Source organism: Paenibacillus sp. FSL R5-0527 (assembly GCF_038008055.1).
Classification (GTDB): Bacteria; Bacillota; Bacilli; order Paenibacillales; family Paenibacillaceae; genus Fontibacillus; species Fontibacillus macerans.
Map to the genome: position 1 here is coordinate 5758046 of NZ_JBBOYI010000001.1, position 18044 is coordinate 5776089.

At 54.1% G+C, this 18044-nt stretch carries 13 protein-coding genes; 2 read left to right on the top strand and 11 right to left on the bottom strand.

The features are described 5' to 3' along the window. Positions 1–2 precede the first annotated feature (2 nt). From NYE69_RS25580 to arfA, 7 genes are all read right to left on the bottom strand, one after another. Positions 3–1244 (bottom strand): extracellular solute-binding protein, encoded by a 1242-nt coding sequence (locus NYE69_RS25580; protein ID WP_340928495.1) that lies wholly within the window; start codon positions 1242–1244, stop codon positions 3–5. Positions 1245–1729: 485 nt separating this feature from the next. Beyond that, positions 1730–3277 (bottom strand): response regulator transcription factor, encoded by a 1548-nt coding sequence (locus NYE69_RS25585; RefSeq protein WP_340928496.1) that lies wholly within the window; start codon positions 3275–3277, stop codon positions 1730–1732. Between the two features lie 768 nt (positions 3278–4045). Continuing rightward, positions 4046–5011, bottom strand: a complete 966-nt coding sequence (locus tag NYE69_RS25590; RefSeq protein ID WP_340928497.1) for a glycoside hydrolase family 43 protein — start codon at positions 5009–5011, stop codon at positions 4046–4048. Between the two features lie 331 nt (positions 5012–5342). Further along, positions 5343–6176, bottom strand: a complete 834-nt coding sequence (locus NYE69_RS25595) for a carbohydrate ABC transporter permease (RefSeq protein ID WP_213510412.1) — start codon at positions 6174–6176, stop codon at positions 5343–5345. Then, entirely contained in the window at positions 6173–7072 is a 900-nt protein-coding gene (locus NYE69_RS25600; RefSeq protein ID WP_036621013.1) for a carbohydrate ABC transporter permease, read from the bottom strand. The genes NYE69_RS25595 and NYE69_RS25600 overlap by 4 nt, the downstream gene beginning before the upstream one ends. A 65-nt stretch (positions 7073–7137) precedes the next feature. After that, a complete protein-coding gene (locus NYE69_RS25605) occupies positions 7138–8466 on the bottom strand; it encodes an ABC transporter substrate-binding protein (RefSeq protein ID WP_316561608.1) in 1329 nt (442 codons plus the stop codon). Between the two features lie 43 nt (positions 8467–8509). Continuing rightward, positions 8510–10006: an arabinosylfuranosidase ArfA gene (arfA, locus tag NYE69_RS25610; RefSeq protein ID WP_340930533.1), complete on the bottom strand. Its 1497-nt coding sequence runs from the start codon at positions 10004–10006 to the stop codon at positions 8510–8512. A gap of 410 nt (positions 10007–10416) precedes the next feature. Between arfA and NYE69_RS25615 the strand changes: the two genes are divergently transcribed. Further along, positions 10417–11334, top strand: a complete 918-nt coding sequence (locus NYE69_RS25615; protein ID WP_326045472.1) for an ArsR/SmtB family transcription factor — start codon at positions 10417–10419, stop codon at positions 11332–11334. 654 nt (positions 11335–11988) lie between these two features. Here the strand turns inward: NYE69_RS25615 and NYE69_RS25620 are convergent. Both NYE69_RS25620 and NYE69_RS25625 read right to left on the bottom strand, forming a co-directional pair. Continuing rightward, a complete protein-coding gene (locus NYE69_RS25620) occupies positions 11989–12729 on the bottom strand; it encodes an SDR family NAD(P)-dependent oxidoreductase (protein WP_340928501.1) in 741 nt (246 codons plus the stop codon). 15 nt (positions 12730–12744) lie between these two features. Next, positions 12745–13701 (bottom strand): DMT family transporter, encoded by a 957-nt coding sequence (locus NYE69_RS25625; RefSeq protein WP_340928504.1) that lies wholly within the window; start codon positions 13699–13701, stop codon positions 12745–12747. Between the two features lie 125 nt (positions 13702–13826). On the opposite strand from NYE69_RS25625, the gene NYE69_RS25630 reads away from it, so the two are divergent. After that, on the top strand, positions 13827–14702 hold the full coding sequence (locus tag NYE69_RS25630) for a LysR family transcriptional regulator (protein ID WP_340928506.1): 876 nt from the start codon (positions 13827–13829) through the stop codon (positions 14700–14702). 157 nt (positions 14703–14859) lie between these two features. Here NYE69_RS25630 and NYE69_RS25635 read toward each other — a convergent pair whose 3' ends face one another. Beyond that, the gene (locus NYE69_RS25635) at positions 14860–15999 is read right to left on the bottom strand and encodes a sn-glycerol-1-phosphate dehydrogenase (protein WP_340928507.1); all 1140 of its coding nucleotides are present in this window, start codon (positions 15997–15999) and stop codon (positions 14860–14862) included. 341 nt (positions 16000–16340) lie between these two features. Next, positions 16341–18011: a ribulokinase gene (locus NYE69_RS25640; RefSeq protein ID WP_340928508.1), complete on the bottom strand. Its 1671-nt coding sequence runs from the start codon at positions 18009–18011 to the stop codon at positions 16341–16343. Positions 18012–18044 lie beyond the last annotated feature (33 nt).

Here is an 18044-nt window from a genome sequence, read left to right on the forward strand (position 1 = left end):
TGCTACTCCGCCGCTTTGCTGCTTTCCGCGATTTTATCCTCCACGTATTTCTGCATCGTTTGCAGCGTTTCGTCGATGCCGACGTTGCCGCGGACGATATCGGCCGCGTACGTATCCACCGCCTCGGCCACATACGGATAATATTCATAGGTGTAAATGTAAAGGGATTTAATCTCCTCCTCGTTGGACGTGAAGAAGGATTGGATGTAGGTTTGATACTCCGGGCTTTCGATCACCTGCTTGCTGGCGACGATTTGGCCGGCTTTCGCCCATTCCATGGAATTTTGGCGAATGAACTCCAGGAAGGCGCCGATGCCCGCTTCTTTCTCGTCGCTGCGGTCATCGTTTTTCAGCATGGCAAACAGGTGGGAAGAAGCCCGGTTCGTAAATTTCTCGGGCGTTGGGGAGTAAATGTTGGTCACGCCGAAGTTCAGGCCTTCCACCGCGGCATGCGCCGTCGAGCTCCAGGTTCCGTCCGTGGAGAACAGCACGTTCCCGGATTGGAACATCAGGTAGCCGTCTTCGCCAAACGGCGTCATCAGCCCCGCGTCGGCGATTTTTTTGACGTTTTCGAACGCCTGCTTCATCACCTCCGTATTTACGGCCGGTTTTCCGTCCTGCTGAATGTCCCCGCCAAGGTTCTGCACCTGCGCCAGAATCACCCAGCCGAGCAAAGCGTCGTTTACGACATAATCGCCTTCGTCCAGCTTTCCTTGAAGCGACAGCATCTCATCGATCGTGACGACGTTATCGTCCAGGAACGATTCCGCATTGTATTTCTTCAGCAGATCTTTGTTGTAATACATCGCGTTGCTGTGGATGTCCAGCGGCACCGTATATTGCGTTCCGCCGATATTGCCGGTCGCCCACGCCTGCGGCAAATAATTGGCTTCTTTGATTTCAGGCTGCGCCCCCAGGACGGCCGTCATCGGCTCGAGCATTCCCTGCTTGACGTAGCCGGGCACGCGGTCGGCATGGATAATGGCCAAGTCCGGCACGCCTTTTCCCGTATTCAGCACGGTGGAAATCTTTGTATACATGTCCGCCGTTACGATATGTTTGACTTTAAACTCCGGATTGGTGGCGTTGTAATCTTTGACGAGCTGATCCATGTAAGCCCCGTCATCCCCGGTCAGCGGCGTCCAAAAGCTGATCGTGTTTTTATCGGCACCGCTGCCGCAAGCCGCCAATAAAGCGCTTACCACAAAAACAAGGATACACGTAACCGTCCATTTTTTTCTCAACCTATTCCCCTCCAGCTTTGTTTTTCTGTGCAGTCGTGTAATGTACATACATGCAGGTCAAAATCATGCTTTAACAACCCCGTTTGTAACCCCTTACAAAAACATTGACTTTGGAACCAGCCTCCTCTCAAACCCATAATCTTCATGCTTATGGTTAAAATACTAATCCTATTGTCCGTACATGTCAATATTTTATTTGTTTTTCCGAATCTATGTACGTACCTATTAAATGATGTTAAAAATGTGGATTTAGCGATTTTATGCCGTATTTATTATGGATTTGTTTAAAATAAAAAGTCTAAAACTATTAAACGCCCTCTATACAACGCATTCAATAAATTATCTTGTACGTACAATTGGATGTATCAGAAAGCCGCGCTTGTCCCTTCTCCCCGGCTTAACCGCAAAAAGCAGCGATGTTCGTTGTTCAACCAACATTCGCTGCTTTGGCTTCAGGCACTTCATCCAATCCTGCGCCATTTTCCTTACACATTGCTCGCTGTTTTGCGGTATGCGGACGGGGAAGTCCCGACGTATTTTCTGAACTTGCTGTGGAAATAATCGACGTTGGTATAACCGACCCTCTCGGCCACCTGGTACACCTTCAGCCCTTCCTCCAGATATGCCTTGGCCTTTTCGATCCGCACTTTGTCCAAGTAAGTATTAAAATATTCCCCGGTGGCGTTTTTGAACAATTTGCCCAGGTAAGCGCTGTTATAGTTAAAAATGCCCGACAACGTCTCCAGCTTCAAATTTTCGTTGAAATTGCGGTGAATCAAATCCAGCATGATCTTCACTTCGCGGTGTTTGCCGCCTTCGCCCAGCTGATGCATGATTTGCTGCAGCAGGAATTCCGTTTTCTCGTACAGCCCCTCGATCGTCCGCATTTTGTGTATTTCCGATATATAATCGGAAAATTCTTTGCTGCGGTCCTGCAAAGCGGAAGACTGCTTCAAGGCCCTGCCGAGAATCGACGTCAACACTTCCACAAAACGGCGCTTGATTTCCTTCTCCGGATACCCGCCGGCGGCAAGGGTCCGCCCGGCTTTACGAACGAGCGACTTCACCGCCTCCCGATTCCCGATATCCAGGGCATAATACAGCTGCTCGCCGATCTCTTCGATCGAGGAGTCCGGCAATTCCGCAGGCGCCCCGCTCCGCAGCGCTTCGGGGGAAAGTATGGCGCCCTGATCCAAAAAGAAATGCAGCTTAATAAGTTCGCACGCCTCAAGGTAAGAGCTGCGGATGTCCGGCAGACAGCCGACCTTGTTCCCCAGCGCCGCGGTAAATTCCGCTCCGGCGCCGTTTAGCTCTTCCCGGATCTCTCTGTATACGCTTTCGTATTCCACAGCGAGCAGCGGTTCCCTTAACAGCACGCCGAGCTTGGCTTGAATGCCGAACACCCACCCCCGCCCGGTATCCTCAAACAGGTGGGCCAGTTTTTTTCTCACCGGGTCCCCTGCGCTCATATCGGCGTCATCCTCGGCATGTACGGCCACCAGCAAAACCTGATACGCCTTGCCCGTGATCCCCACTTCTCCGGCCCGCTCATACAGCGGCGCCGTCTGCTGCTCATCCGTACCCGCCAATACGGACTGGATCAGCGATTCGCGGGTCCACTCCGCCGTAACATGCCGCCATTCCTCGGAAGCGGTCTCTTCCTCGACCGCCTTTTTGATTTTCGCCAGATATTCCTTAAGCTCATCCTCGTCGACCGGCTTCAGCAAATAGCCGTCGGCCCGCTGCGTTATCGCTTGTTTGGCGTAGCTGAAGTCCGCATAACCGCTGAGGATCAAGATATGAAGCTGCGGATCCTCGCTCCGCAGCTTTTCGATCAGCTGCAAACCGTCCATCCCGGGCATCCGGATATCGGCCACAACCAAGCCGGGATGATGCCGCCTATATTTATCCAACGCCTCGTTGCCGTTTGCGGCCGTGTCAACCACATCGTACCCGAGCGCATTCCAATCGATAAACGTACGAAGTCCTTCGCGCAGCTTCGGTTCATCATCGACAATTAGCACTTTAATCATGTTGCATTCCTCCAGCCGGAAAATGTTTCACATGCACCAACCTTCCAGCGAATGGTCTGATGAAACGTTTACAATAATTATAAGTTATTCGCAAAAAGAGGAACAAACATTATCCTGCTTCGTTATAGCACTATTTTGATCCTCCGGCGGCGCAAACCATAAGAAAAACGCCTAACGGCGTCCTTTTATGACTCTGACTTCTACGTTAGAGCGATCAGAGGATGGGTATGGGGTTCAACCCGCCGTTAAAGTCGTGTTCTTATTCAATGGATTATAAGGTCAGAACGACTTTAAAGGCGGGCCGTAAACTTTCCCCCCCATACCCATTCCCTCTTCTGTTCTACTACGAGTACCCTTCCCCTTCTTACAAGATCCGCAGTTCCGGGTACTTCGGCCCTTTCTAAGCTGGGGATGCTGCTCTAACGGACTCCAGCGACCTTATCCATCCATTTCCCGGGTATTTCCCAACCTAACGGACCCAAATGTCGCTATTTTGCTCTAAACGAGTTCACCCTGGCCGATTCGAGGGAAATAGCGGCATCTCTGTCCGTTACATTTTACAAACCTTCGTTTTTCCGCAGATAACGCCTCTGATGTCCTTTGGCCTCCAGTTCCCTCTTCCCCTCCCTTCTCTACCTGCGCACCGTACTCTACTCCGCCGGAAATTTTATAATATTCTGCTATATGTGAAAAAAAGCAGCCTCCCCGCGGCCATCCGGCAGCGGTTGGTTGCTTTTTTTCTCCGGGTCTAACCCGTCTTTACTCGTCTCAAGAGCGGACTCCGTCTTTCACGGGAATGCCGAAATTCGGGGTTCCGTCAGGGTTCCAGCCAAAATACTGGGCCCGCGTGTGGCGGTTTGGATCGTACAGCGGATCACCGGCGATCTCCTTGTAATTGCGGGCGTGGTAAATCAGAACGTCCCGCCCGTCTTCGGCCACGGTAAAGCTGTTATGCCCCGGCCCGTATTGCCCTGTCTCCTCGTTCGTTTGGAACACGGGAACCGGCGATTTCGTCCAGGCTGCGGGATCAAGCGGGTCGGCTTCCTCACTGGCCGTCAGCAGCCCCATAGAGTAGTGGTGGTCGGTGGCGCTGGCCGAATAAGCGATAAAAATACGCCCGTTCCGCTTTAACACCGCCGGACCTTCATTCACTTTAAAGCCGATCGTTTCCCACGGATACTCCGGCGTCGCAATCATCACTTGTTCCCCGGTCAGCGTCCACGGGTTGCTCATTTTCGAAATGTACAGATTGGAGTTGCCCTCGATGTCCGGGTCCTTCTGGGCCCAGACATAATACCGTACCCCGCGGTGCTCGAACGTCGTTGCGTCGAGGCAGAACGTTTCCCAGCGGGTGCGGATCTGCCCCTTTTCTTCCCACCGTCCTTCCAGCGGATTGGCCGCTTCATTCTCCAGCACGTACATCCGGTGGTCGAACAGACCTTCCCTCGTCTCCGTCGTACGGGCGGCGGCAAAGTAAATGTACCATTTGCCGTCGATATAATGAATTTCCGGCGCCCAGATGTTGGCGCTCAGCGGGCCGGAGTCGTATTTGCGCCAAGCCACGACCGCCTCAGCCTCCCCCAATCCCTGAATGGTCGCCGATCTGCGGATTTCGATCCGGTCGTACTCGGGGACCGAAGCGGTAAAGTAGTAATATCCGTCGCTATGCTTGTATACCCACGGGTCGGCCCGCTGCTCCACGATCGGATTTACAAATTCTCTATTTTTGTCCATCGGTTCTCTCTCCTTTATATATGTGTTCGGAAAATTACGGAATTTTCTGGTCTTATTTTCGGGGATTGAATCTGTTCATCGCCATTAGCGGAATTTATTGTACTTATTTTCCAACGAACGGTGCAAAAAGCGGTCATCTCCCTGCGATTCAAGAAAGTAGCGCCATAAATTTCCTCTATTTCTCCCAAAGTGGGCGATCTTGCCGAATTAGCGCCGTTTTTTTCCGTTATTTTTTCGCACGATTCGCCCGAGTTTTTATAGCTTGCTTATGCCCAGAGCCTCGCCCTAATTTTAATACAGCTCCCCAATTCCCAAATGCTCTTTTACCCGCTCAGCCTTTCACCGCTCCCGCCGTCATCCCGTCGATAAAGTACTTTTGAAAAGCGACGAACAAGATGAAGATCGGAATGATGGAAAAAAAGGAGCCGACGATCAGCAAGTCGTAGTTGTTGCCGTAAGGCGTCAGCAGCGTTTTGAGCCCGATCGGCAGCGTATATTTATCGGCGTTGCTCAGCACCATAAACGGCCACAGGAAATTGTTCCAGCTGTTCATCCCGTTCAAAATCGCCATCGCCGCAAAAGAAGGCTTCATCACCGGAAGGATCAGCCGGACGTAAATGCCGTATTCGCTAGCTCCGTCCACCCGGCCGGCCGCGATGATCTCCTTCGGAATCCCGCGCAAATATTGGCGGAAGAAGAAAATCGTCGCCGCGCTGGCGATGCCCGGCAAAATGATCGCCGAATACGAGTTCATCAACCCGATGTTGTAGGTCAGCGTATAAAGCGGCAGCAGCAAAATTTCAAACGGAACCATCATGATGAGCAGAACGCAAACAAACAAAGTGTTTTTTCCTTTAAATTCATAAGCCGAGAAGCCGTATGCGACCGTTGCGCTGACCAGCAGCGTCAGAACGACCTGCACAACCGTCAGCAGCAGTGAATTGAAAAACCATAGAAAATAGGAATGATCCCCGGTAAACAAATAAATGAAGTTGTCGAGGCTCATGGCGGACAGGTCAAACCGCAAATTCAGCCCATAACGGATCAAATCTTCCCCCGGTTTGAAGGAGGCGATCGTCACCGCGTAAAACGGAATGAGGATCAGCACGCACAGCACGGCGAAAAAAGCAAAAAGGACGATTTTAAGCGGCAGTTCTTTTTTCATGCTTCCTCCTCCTTTTTGAACATGCCGGTGAAGGCCAGCTGCGTTAAATTAATCGCCATCGTAATGACAAGCAGCACGATGCCCACCGCCGCCGCGTATCCCAAATTGTTCTTCTCGATGCCCTGCCGGTACAAGTAACCGACGATCGTGAGCCCGATATTTTTCGGAGAATTGTTGCCGTTCCACAACATCATGCTCTCGATAAACATCGCCAGCCCCGCGTAAATGCTGATCGTCAGCACATAAATGGTCGTGGGCTTCAGCAGCGGCATAGTGATTTTCGTAAAGCGCTGAAAACGGGAAGCTCCGTCAATCGACGCGGCTTCGTAGTATTCTTCGGGGATGCTTTTGAGTCCGGATAAAAAATAAAGCATATTAACCCCCGTCCACCGCCACGTCGCCAATGCCACCAAAGCGATCATCCCGGTCGCCTGTCCCTTCAGGAACTTGACCGGATCCACGCCGAACCAGCCCAAAAAGCTGTTGATGAGCGAGCCTTCCATTTCGCCGAACATCAGCCGGAAGATCGTCCCGGCCACGACGACGGAAGTCAGTGCGGGAAAGAAAAACGAGGATTTGAAAAATTCCCTTCCCCACATGAATTTGGTGTTGATCAGCACCGCAAACAGCATCGGAAACGGGATGAGGATCACCAAGGTCAGCACCATATAGACGGCGCTGTTTATCACCGCTTTAAGAAACACGCCGTCGCCCATCAATTTGCCGTAGTTGTCAAAGCCGATCCAGGCCGGTTCCTGTCCCAACGTGACCTTTTGGAAGCTCATTCCGACCGAGTTCGCCAGCGGGTACACCCAAAACATCAGAAACACCAGCACAAACGGCAACACAAAAACGTAAGGAGCAACTTTTTGCGAGTATAGGAATTTTTTTATCATCACTCTACTCCTTTTTAAACGGAGCTACTCTTTGCGGAAAAGAGCAGCTCCGTAACTTTATCATTCTATTTCAGTTCTTGTTCGATTTGCGCCTGGGCATCGTCCAGCGCCTGCTTGATGTCTTTGCCGTCCTCGAAAATTTCGTTTAACGTAACCGTGCACAACACGTTGTTGATCGTCGGTGAAGCCGAAGTCGATTTGATCAGCTGGATTTCGTCTTTAATTTCGTTCAGCACGTCAAACGGGTTGTTGACGAAGTATTTCACGAACTGGTTTTCCGGATTGTGCGTCACGTCTTTCATATTCCAGACATCCATGTTGATCGGATCAAAGCCCAGCGTATTCCAAATTTCGATATTGGCATCGAGCGAAAGCTTGGCGTAAGCGATGAACTCCTTGGCCAGCTGAACGTCCTTGGCCGTTTTGGTGACAACGGTTGCCGTACCGCCGCCGCCGTATGAACGAGGCATCCCTTTCTCGATCACGGGCAAAGGAGCGATGGCGATCTTGCCGGAGAGATCCTTCATATAGTTCGTATATCTCGACATTTGCCAGAGCGGCATGAAAGCGGTCGCATAGTTGCCGGCATTAAATTCGCCATAAGCTTCTTCCGTATCGGGTTGACCGCCGGCGATCGTGGCGATGACGTTGTTGTCCTGCAGATCTTTAAGGATCGACAGCCCTTTGACCAATTCTTCGGAGTTCACCTTGGGATTGCCGGCATCATCGGTAAAATCGGCCCCTTGCTGGGCCAGCAGCATCGAGGCTTGCCAGGTTGCGCTCGTATCCGCGGTCCCCATGTATTTGCCGGTTTTTTCATATACCTGCATCCCGGCTTTTTTGAAATCGTCCCAGGTGACGATCGATTTATAATCAACGCCCGCTTCATTTAAAATTTCCGTGTTGTAAAAAGCTACGGTAGCCCCGACATGCGTGGAAAGGCCGTATACCGTTCCGTCTTTGCTGTAAAGATCCAATTGCGACTGAACGACCGTATCCTTGTAAGGCTCTACCACGTCGTTCAATGATTCCAGTTGCGGGGTCCCTTGCATGAAGTCGGGATATTTCCCCAGCTCGATATCGGCGATGTCCGGCGCGCCGACGCCTGTCTGCACGGCGATGGACAATTTATTGTGCATATCGTCATAAGGCATAACCGTCACGTTCAACTTAATCTGCCGGTCCGGATTTTCGGCATTCCACTTCTCCAGCATCTTCTCGAAATGCTGTCCATGCAGCTCCACAAACGTCCAGTAGGACAGCTCCGTCGCGCTTTCGCCGGCCCCCCCATCGAGCACGGAGGTTTCCCCTCCGGCCGTCGACGAGGACTTGTTGCAGCCCCACAAAAACGTGGCCATCGTTAAAATCAAAAGCATGGCGATTCCTTTTTTCATACTTGACCCTCCTTGGAATTTGAATTTCTAGGCACGCTCTATACTATTCGGTTGCCCGCTTGCTTAGGCGAATTACGTTCCACGAAGCTTTGGCAAGACGGGCGCTCACCATGCCGTCACGGCACACCGCATCGCCCCCGGCATGAGGTTTTACGTTCTCCCGATCCGCCGTGTTGACGGCCTGCAAATCTTCATGTTCCAGCACCAGATGCTGGGTCAGGCGGTAACCCTCAAAGCCGCGAATATCGCAGGTAAGCTCCAGCGCTTCCTGCAGATGACGGTTGACGGCAAAAATCGTGAGCTCCTCTTCCGCCTCGTTGTAGACGACGGCGCTGTCCAGGTAAGGAACATCGGTGAAATCCCGGGCGTCATAAACCGGCGAGTCGACGATCGGCAGCAGCGACGTGCCGCGTCCGTATTTGGACACATGCATATATGGATAAAAAATCGTCTGCTTCCAGGCCCGGCCGCCGTTTTCGGTCATAATCGGGGCGATGACGTTGACCAGTTGGGCCATGCAGGCCATTTTGACCCGGTCGGCGTGGCGCAGGAACGTAATCAGCATGCTGCCGACGAGCAGCGCGTCCTCGAAGTTGTAGATGTCCTCGAGCTGCGGCGGAGCGATGCTCCACGGCGCGATTTGCGCGTCCGCCTGATTGGAGTGGTACCAGACGTTCCATTCGTCAAAGCTGAGATTCATCGTTTTTTTGCTGCGCTTCTTCGCCTTGATATAGTCGCATGTCGCGATCACCGTGCGGATGAAATGGTCCATATCCATCGATCTGGCCAAGTAGTTGGCCGGATCGTTGTCCCGGTTGCCGTAATATTGATGCAGGGATATGTAATCGGCCACCTCGTAGGTGTGATCGAGCGTAATCGCTTCCCATTCCGGGAACGTCGGCATCGAAGAACTGGAGCTTCCGCAGGATACGAGCTCGATGTCCGGGTCCACCAGGCGCATCGCCTTGGCCGTCTCATAAGCGATCCGGCCGTATTCCTGAGGCGTCTTCTGCCCGATTTGCCACGGCCCGTCCATCTCGTTGCCCAGGCACCAGGTTTTGATGCGATGCGGCTGTTCGTAGCCGTGGCTCCGGCGCAAATCGCTCCAGTAGCTGCCGCCGGGATGGTTGCAGTATTCGATCAGGTTTCTGGCGGCGTCCACGCCGCGGGTGCCCAAGTTTACGGCCATCATGACCTCCGAGCCGATTTCCTTCGCCCAGGCCGCAAACTCGTTCGTTCCCACATGGTTCGGTTCCACCGTTCTCCAGGCCAGCTCCAGCCGTTTGGGGCGGGCTTCCACCGGGCCGACTCCGTCCTCCCAGTTATAACCGGAAACAAAGTTGCCGCCCGGATAGCGGATAATAGGTACGTTTAATTCCTGAATCAACCGCTTTACGTCGCTGCGGAAGCCTAAGCTGTCCGCCGTAGGATGCGAAGGCTCGTAAATCCCCCCGTATACCGCTCTGCCCAGATGCTCGATAAATGAGCCGTATATACGTTTATCTACTTCGGCTATCTTGAATGCTTTGTCTACGACCATGCTTGCTCTTGGTGCGGTTGACGACAAATGTATCACCCTCCGTTTTATAAATTTATAAACTGATTTGAATTAACTTGAATGAATCCGCTTACAGGTATAAAATAGCACATGAGAATATCGTTGTAAATATATTTTTCTAAATCTTTTTATGTTTTTATGAAATCAATTTAAAACAAGCTGTAAAACCGTGGTTTCACGGCGAAATCAGCATTTAATCCGCATTACTTTGGCATTTTGTTTTATAATCAAGTGAATTGAAGTGCATTTTTTCTGCAAATTTTAAGTAATTTTGAAGTTGAATTTACATTTTTTCATTTAACTATTTATTAAATAGTGCTGTTAGTTTATAATTATCTAAAATAAATGAAAATTAGAACTCTATTATCTCTAGCGGAAGAAGGTTCATGACGATGATCTACATTAAGGATTTGATGAGCGGGATTGATATTTTTAAAGCGTTGAGTTCGGAGATCAGAATTCAAATCCTCGAATTGCTCGCCAAAAATCAGGCGCTGAATTTAAACGACCTGGCCACCAAGCTGGGCCTCAGCAACGGCGCGATTACGATGCATATCAAGAAGCTGGAAGAGAGCGGACTGATCGAAATCAACACCTCCGTCGGCAAACACGGGATTCAGAAAATTTGCTATTTGAACAAGGATAAGTTGATGGTCGATCTGCGCAGCAAGGAAGTGGACAATTTATACGAAGTGGAAATTCAGGTCGGGCACTACAGCAATTATCAAGTGGCCCCTACCTGCGGGCTGGCCACCAAGGACAGCATCATCGGGGATTTCGACGATCCCCGTTATTTCGCCGATCCGCAGCGGATCGACTCGGAGATCATCTGGCTGTCCGAAGGTTACCTGGAATACCGGATTCCGAACTACCTCAAGCCGAATCAGACGTTCCGCGAGATCCAGTTTTCCCTGGAGCTTGGTTCGGAAGCCCCGGGTTTTAACGACAATTATCCGTCGGACATTTATTTTTATCTGAACGGCGTGGAGCTTGGCTTCTGGACGAGTCCAGGGGATTTTGGGGACGCCCGCGGAACCTTCAACCCGGACTGGTGGCCGCCGCATTTGAACCAGTACGGCATGCTCAAGCTGATCCGCATCAACCATGACGGCAGCTTTATCGACGGCTGCCGGATTTCGGACGTTACGCTGGCTGAAATCGGACTGGACTACAAATCCGAGCTGACGCTGCGCATCGCCGTCACCGACAAAGCCGTCAACAAGCGGGGGCTGACGATCTACGGCAAAAACTTCGGCAACTACAGCCAGGACCTGCTCGCCCGCGTGCTGTACGACGTGCATGAGGAGTGAGGCAAGCGGTGGGCAGGACACGAGTTTGTTGTCCTGGTGCACCAGGTCCACTAGGCGCGTCGCCTTTGCCGTCTCATAAGCGATGCGGCAATGGCCGTTTGCAAGAAAAGGAGAGCGGGAAAACAACGTGCGAAAACGATAGCCGGAAACGATAGCCGAAGACGATAGCCGAAGACAATAACTGAAGACGATAGCCGAAGACGATAGCCGAAGACGATAGCCGAAGACGATAGCCGAAGACGATAGCCGAACGGCGGCATAACAAAAAGTCTGCCCGGGAGATCGTTTATTGAACTTCTGGCAGACTTGCGCTTTGGGCTAAACACAAGCCAGGAAATAAGAACAAAAAATGTCGCTAATTCGGCGGGATCACCCAGTTGGAGAGGAATAGGGGAAATTTATGTCGCTATTCTAGTGAATCACAGGGAGATGACCACTTTTCGCACCGTTCATTGAAAAATAAAGACAAAAATTGTCGCTAATGGGGATGAACATGTCGGGTTCCGGAAAATAAGGCCATAAAGTTCCGCTATTTTCTATGAGGGTGGTCCCGCAAGCAGGCCCGTTAGAAAAAGAAACTCTGTCTTTTCGAGCGAATAAGGTCGCTCAGGTCCGTTAGAGCCGGAGTTTCACAATTTGTTCCACGCTGCCCGGCTACATCGTCTGCCCGTTATCCACCGTAATGATCTGCCCGGTAAGCGAAGGCTGCTCCAGAACGGCGCAAATAAGCTGGGCGATCTCTTCCGGCGGGGATATTCGCTCCAGGGGCAGTTGGGTGATGAGCGACCGCATTTGCTCTTCTTTACCTTCCCACCATCTCGTCGCAACCGCTCCCGGAGCGATGCCGCATACGCGGATCTCCGGCGCCAGGGCGTGCGCCAGCGATTTGGTCAAACCGTGCACGGCTGCCTTCGAAACGGCGTAGGGAAGGGACGAGCCTTTTCCCGTCGTTCCCGCGACGCTTCCGACGTTGACGATCGCCCCTTGCTTTCCCTCTCTCAAATAGGGCGCCGCGGCGCGCGCGCAGTTGAACATCCCCTTGACGTTCACTCCAAGCAGATCGTCCCATATCTCCTCGGTTACGGCATCCAGATCCTGCATCGCGATATATCGGGTGATGCTGGCGTTGTTGACGAGATAATCAATCGTGCCGAATTGGCGTACCACCTGAGCTACCATGTTCCGGACCTCGTCGTCCCGCGACACGTCCGCGCGGATGGCCAGCGCCCGGCCCCCGGCCTGTTTGATTTCCCGCACGGTCTCCTCCGCCTCCTCGGCGGACCGCGAGTAATTGACGGCGACGGCCGCTCCTCTTTCGCCCAGCAGCAGGCTGGTGGCCCGGCCAATTCCCGTGCCTCCGCCGGTGACTAAAACTACTTTGTTGTGAAAGCTCATATCTGCTCCTCCTCTTTATATGTCCGTTAAGGTACGGCCCCTCTGACCTTTCTCCTTCGACTTCGACTTCGCCTTGACGTTTGCTCCGGCCTCTTTTTCTTTGACGCTGCCGTGCTCCCTTTTCCCCTGCCAATTCACCATGAAAATACCGGCGCAAATCAGCGCTCCGCCCGCGTAGACATACCAGTTCACCTGCTCGCCCAACAGCAGCCGGCTCGTAAGCACGCCGAACAGCGGCACCAAAAACAGGAATGCGCTCGTTTTGGCCGGATCGCTGTTTTGAAGCAAATAAAACCAGACCGAAAATTGCACGATCGAGCACATAACCACCAGCCAGAGCAGCACCAGCACCGATGTCAAGGTCACGGAGAAAAACGGCTTTTCCGTCAGCCAGCTTAACACGAGCAGCGTTGTCCCTCCGGCCATCATCTGATAAGCGGCGAGGACCTTTAAATCAAATGCCGGGCCAATACGGTTGATGATCAGCGTGGCGATGGTGAAACAAACCGCACCCGCGAAGGAAACAAAGGTGCCGGGCTCGATTTTCATATGCAGTCCAAACGTTAATATCACGCCGGCAAACCCGATCGCTACCCCAAGCCATTGCCATACGCGGTAAGCGCCGCGGTTCATGACCGCCCCGATGACGAGCAGCATCAGCGGGCTCGTGCTGGTGATGATCGCCGATTCCCCCGAAGTGATCCAATGCATGCTGTAGTAGGCGCAGCCCATGACGCCGGCCGACTGGAACAAGCCGAGGGCTGCGGCTTGCAGCCATTGCTTTAACCCGCGAGGCTGCCGCTTTTTCATCGTCAACAGCGCGAGCAAACCTCCGGCCAAAACGAACCGCATCCCCATCAGTAAGAAAGGCGGAGCATAATTTAACCCAAGCTTGCCGACCGGAAAAGCAATTCCCATCAAAAACGTGGTCAACAGGAGCAGGCCGGTATATTTGAACCCGTTCATTTTCATGTTGCAGCCTCCCTTTCGCGAATCATGTTTGTATTGTACCGGAGGCCTGCAATTATGTATAATGATTGATACAGATATCTGATATCATGTTTTTTGATATCAAAAAGAAACGGAGGAGAACGACCATGGAGAGCGCGGATTTGCGCATCTTTCAGGCGGTGGCCAGAGAAGGTTCCATTACGAAAGCGGCGCTGCGGCTTGGCTACGTGCAGTCCAACGTGACCTCGCGCATTCGGCAGCTGGAATCCGAACTCGGAACCGCGCTGTTTCATCGCCATAACCGGGGGATGACGTTATCCTCCAGCGGCAAAATGCTTCTGGATTACGCCGACAAAATCATCGGCCTGCTGGATGAAGCCGCCGCGGCCCTTACCTCATCCGGCGAACCGGGCGGCCCGCTTCTGATCGGCGCTTCGCAGACGACGGCGGCCGTACGCCTGCCCAAGCTGCTGAGCCAATATTACAAACGGTACCCGAAAGTGGAAATTTCGCTGATCACCGACTTGTCGGATCGTTTGATGGAAAAAATGCTGCAATACGACCTGGACGTCGCCTTCATCAGCAGCCACTGCAACCACCCTGACCTGGAGGCCTATCCCGTCTTTGAGGAAGAAGTGGTGCTGATTTCCCCGCCGGACATCACGGAGCTCGACGAAGCGCTCGCCAAACCGAATCTCGTGTACAGCAGGGGCTGTGCGTACCGGGAATTGCTGGAGAGTTGGCAGCACACCCGCGGCCAGAACTACCCGCACACGATGGAGTTCGGCACGCTGGAGGCGATAATTGGCGGCGTATCCGCAGGGCTAGGCATCTCGCTGCTGCCGCGGGTTGTCGTCGAGAAAGAAGCGAACGCCGGCAATCTTTACGTTCACCAGGTTCCTGAGTCATTCCGGCAAACGAAAACCGAACTGGTCGTGCGGAAAAACTCGCATCCCACCAGCGCCCTGCTCGCCCTTATGGCCATGCTGAACATCGGAGAAGCGGAAAGGATCTCTTCATGAACAAAGCGAGCGAATATTAAAGCAAACGATTGCTAAAAAAACGAGCCGACCCGCGGTTTATGCCGCCTTCGGCTCGTTTTTGTTCGAATCGTTTAAAAGCCTCGGAGTTCCTCACCGCTACCTTGCGATAGGTCCCCACAACGCTTCCGTTCCGTGATCACTCGCCCGCTTCGTTAAGCGCCCGCAGCAAAGTATGGCGGTCCCGGACCCGATGGGCTTCGCGCAGGCTGCGCGCGAACAAATCATCGTCGATGCCCAGCTCCGTGCGGCTCGCCGGTCCGCCCGCCTGGCGCAACAAATCGCGAATTTGCCCCTCCTCGGGCACATCCTTCAGCCATTCGCGGACCTGCGCGCCGTGCCGCCGGAGCGCCTCCGGCTCGGCGCCCGGGCAGATCCCCCGCTCGCCCGCGTCATGGTAAACGCGGGCGATCTCGGCGCAGGCCGCGCCCACTTTTGCGCCGTGCAGCACCGCCCGCTCCCCCCGGCGCAAAAATTCCATCTCCCAATAGTGGGAGAGATGGTGCTCCGCGCCCGAGGCCGGATGCGACTGCCCGAACAGCAGCATGGCGATGCCGGACTCGATCAGCGCCGTCATCAGGGCGCGGATGCCCTCCTCCGAGCGGGCGCCGATCTCTCCGGCATGCTCCACGCACGAACGCAGCGCCCGTTCGGTAATGAGCGCCGCCTGTTCGTCATACGGTTCCCCCGCCGTCAGGCTGGAGAACTTCCAGTCGAACAGGGAGGTGTATTTGCCCAGCATGTCGCCGAAGCCGGCGGCGACCAGGCGCTGGGGTGCCGACATCAGGATCTCGAGGTCGGCGAAAATGGCGACCGGCGGCACGGCCGGGACGGTCTTTTTGACGCCGCGGATGATGAGCGGCGCGCCGGCGGAGGTGAAGCCGTCCACGGAAGGCGCCGTCGGGACGGAAACAAACGGCTTGCCGCTCTTATGGGCGGCAAAGCGAACGATATCGTGGATCGTGCCCGACCCGACGGCGATCAGCGCATCCGTCTCCTCCGGACCCACCTCCAGCAGCAATTGGACCAGCGACGCCTCATCAGCCACGACGTCGCCCATGTCGTTCGGCTGGATCAAGCATAGCTTGGCGGCGAGTCCGGCGCCCTCAAGCTCGCGGGCCAGCCTTTCGCCCGCCGCTTTGTACGTGTTCTCGTCCGCCACCAGAATGGAGCGGCGATATTCCCGCTCCCGCAAAAAAGGCGCAACCTCCCGCAGCACTCCCCGCTCCAGCTCAATCCGCTCCAGATGCTGCAATTGCCAACCATCCATCTCCAGCATGATCCCTCTCCCTCCTATTCTCATAAACCTGCCTACTATCACATAAGCTTACCTACTATTCACAAGAACGCACTGCCTGCCCATATTGTCGCATACCATACGCCGGTAATCCAATGAAACATTTCTCCGCAACCTGACGCCCTCCACTTCTCATTGGAAAAATCCAACAGATTGTCGGAATTTCGAACGCCGTTTCGTGCGCTCATTGGAAATATCCAATAGTTTTCGCTCAAATCGCCCATTTCGAGCCTACCGAGCTTAATCTATTGGATATATCCAATCAATTCGCTGCATTTTCCACTTACTTTCCATTCTATTGGAAAATTCCAATCAGAACATCCTTACTCCGCCGATTTCTTAATCCGCTTCAGCCGCTTCATCACGTCGTTTTCGCCGCGGCCGAAGTAGTCGTGCAGCTTGCTGTATTCCTGATACAGACGGTCGTACACTTTCACGTGCTCCGGAATCGGCTTGAACGTTTCCTCCTTGACCCGGGCCATCTTCCCCGCCGCGTCGAGAATCGTGTCGTAACCTCCCGCCGCCGCGCCGGCCGCCACGGCCGCAAACATCGCCGCGCCCAGCGCCGGCGTCTGCTTGGAATCCGCCACGAAAATCTCACGGTTCGTCACGTCCGCGTAGATTTGCATCAGCAGGCGGTTTTTTTGCGGCAGGCCGCCGCAGGCGTACAGCGCGTCGACGCTGACGCCGTTCTCATGGAACGCGTCGACGATCTTGCGGGTGCCAAAAGCGGTCGCCTCCAGCAGCGCCCGGTAAATTTCCTGCGGCTTGGTCAGCAGCGTCATGCCGAGGATCATCCCGGTCAAATCGGTATCGACGAGCACGGAACGGTTGCCGTTCCACCAGTCGAGCGCCAGCAGACCGGTTTGCCCCGGCTTGTAGGCGGCCGCTTCCCGCTCCAGCCATTGATGCGCGTTCAGGCCCTCTTTGTCGGCCGCTTCTTTGACGTAGGCGGGAAGCGCTTCCTCGACGTACCATTCAAAAATGTCGCCTACCGCCGATTGCCCGGCCTCATAACCGTAATAGCCCGGAATGATGCCGTCCTCGACGACACCGCACATGCCTTCCACCTGCTTCTCCTCGGTGCCCAGCAGCATATGGCAGATCGACGTCCCCATCGCCATCACCAGTTTCCCCGGCGTTACAACGCCAACGGCCGGCACGGCCGCATGCGCGTCAACGTTGCCGACCGCGACGGCGATGCCTGACGCAAGGCCCATCATCTCAGCCATCTCCGGCAGCAGCCCGCCCGCGCTCGTTCCGAGCGGAATCACCGCGCCGCGCAGCTTCGTGTCCGTCAAGTTTTCCAGCCGCGGATCAAGCGCTTTGAAATACTCCTTGCCCGGATAGCCGTCCTGCTTGTGCCAGATCGCCTTGTAGCCGGCCGTGCAGCTGTTGCGTACGATGTTGCCGGTCATTTGCGCGATGACCCAATCCGTCGCCTCCAGGAACATGTCGGCTTTTTCGTAGATTTCCGGCGCTTCGTCGAGAATTTGCCATACCTTCGCGATCATCCACTCGGACGAGATTTTCCCGCCGTACCGCGGCAAAAAGGCTTCTCCCCGCGCGGCGGCGATCTCGTTGATTTTATCGGCTTCCGGCTGTGCGGCATGATGCTTCCACAGCTTCACCCAACTGTGCGGATTGTCCGTCAGCTCCGGGTCGAAGCTGAGCGGCTGCCCCTTGGCGTCGACCGGCAGCATCGTGCAGGCGGTAAAATCGATCCCGATGCCGATCACGTCGGCCGGATCGATCCCCGACTCCTTCAGCACCGCCGGTACGGAACGCCGCAGCACTTCCAGGTAATCGCCGGGATGCTGCAGCGCCCAGTCATGTTCCAGCTTGATCCCGGATCCGGGAAGACGCTCATCGATCACATGATGCGGATAAGGCGTAACGTGATCGGCCACCTCGCGGCCGTCCGCCAGATCGACCAGCACGGCGCGTCCGGACTGGGTCCCGTAGTCGACGCCAATCGTGTACTTTTTGCCCATGTTCATACCCTCCCCCAAAAATAGCGAACACCT

Bases quoted from the DNA above. Each gene is read 5' to 3' on its own strand.
- NYE69_RS25585 (WP_340928496.1), bottom strand. From the start codon at position 3,277: ATGATTAAAGTGCTAATTGTCGATGATGAACCGAAGCTGCGCGAAGGA.
- NYE69_RS25590 (WP_340928497.1), bottom strand. From the start codon at position 5,011: ATGGACAAAAATAGAGAATTTGTAAATCCGATCGTGGAGCAGCGGGCC.
- NYE69_RS25595 (WP_213510412.1), bottom strand. From the start codon at position 6,176: ATGAAAAAAGAACTGCCGCTTAAAATCGTCCTTTTTGCTTTTTTCGCC.
- NYE69_RS25600 (WP_036621013.1), bottom strand. From the start codon at position 7,072: ATGATAAAAAAATTCCTATACTCGCAAAAAGTTGCTCCTTACGTTTTT.
- NYE69_RS25605 (WP_316561608.1), bottom strand. From the start codon at position 8,466: ATGAAAAAAGGAATCGCCATGCTTTTGATTTTAACGATGGCCACGTTT.
- arfA (WP_340930533.1), bottom strand. From the start codon at position 10,006: ATGGTCGTAGACAAAGCATTCAAGATAGCCGAAGTAGATAAACGTATA.
- NYE69_RS25615 (WP_326045472.1), top strand. From the start codon at position 10,417: ATGATCTACATTAAGGATTTGATGAGCGGGATTGATATTTTTAAAGCG.
- NYE69_RS25620 (WP_340928501.1), bottom strand. From the start codon at position 12,729: ATGAGCTTTCACAACAAAGTAGTTTTAGTCACCGGCGGAGGCACGGGA.
- NYE69_RS25625 (WP_340928504.1), bottom strand. From the start codon at position 13,701: ATGAAAATGAACGGGTTCAAATATACCGGCCTGCTCCTGTTGACCACG.
- NYE69_RS25630 (WP_340928506.1), top strand. From the start codon at position 13,827: ATGGAGAGCGCGGATTTGCGCATCTTTCAGGCGGTGGCCAGAGAAGGT.
- NYE69_RS25635 (WP_340928507.1), bottom strand. From the start codon at position 15,999: ATGCTGGAGATGGATGGTTGGCAATTGCAGCATCTGGAGCGGATTGAG.
- NYE69_RS25640 (WP_340928508.1), bottom strand. From the start codon at position 18,011: ATGGGCAAAAAGTACACGATTGGCGTCGACTACGGGACCCAGTCCGGA.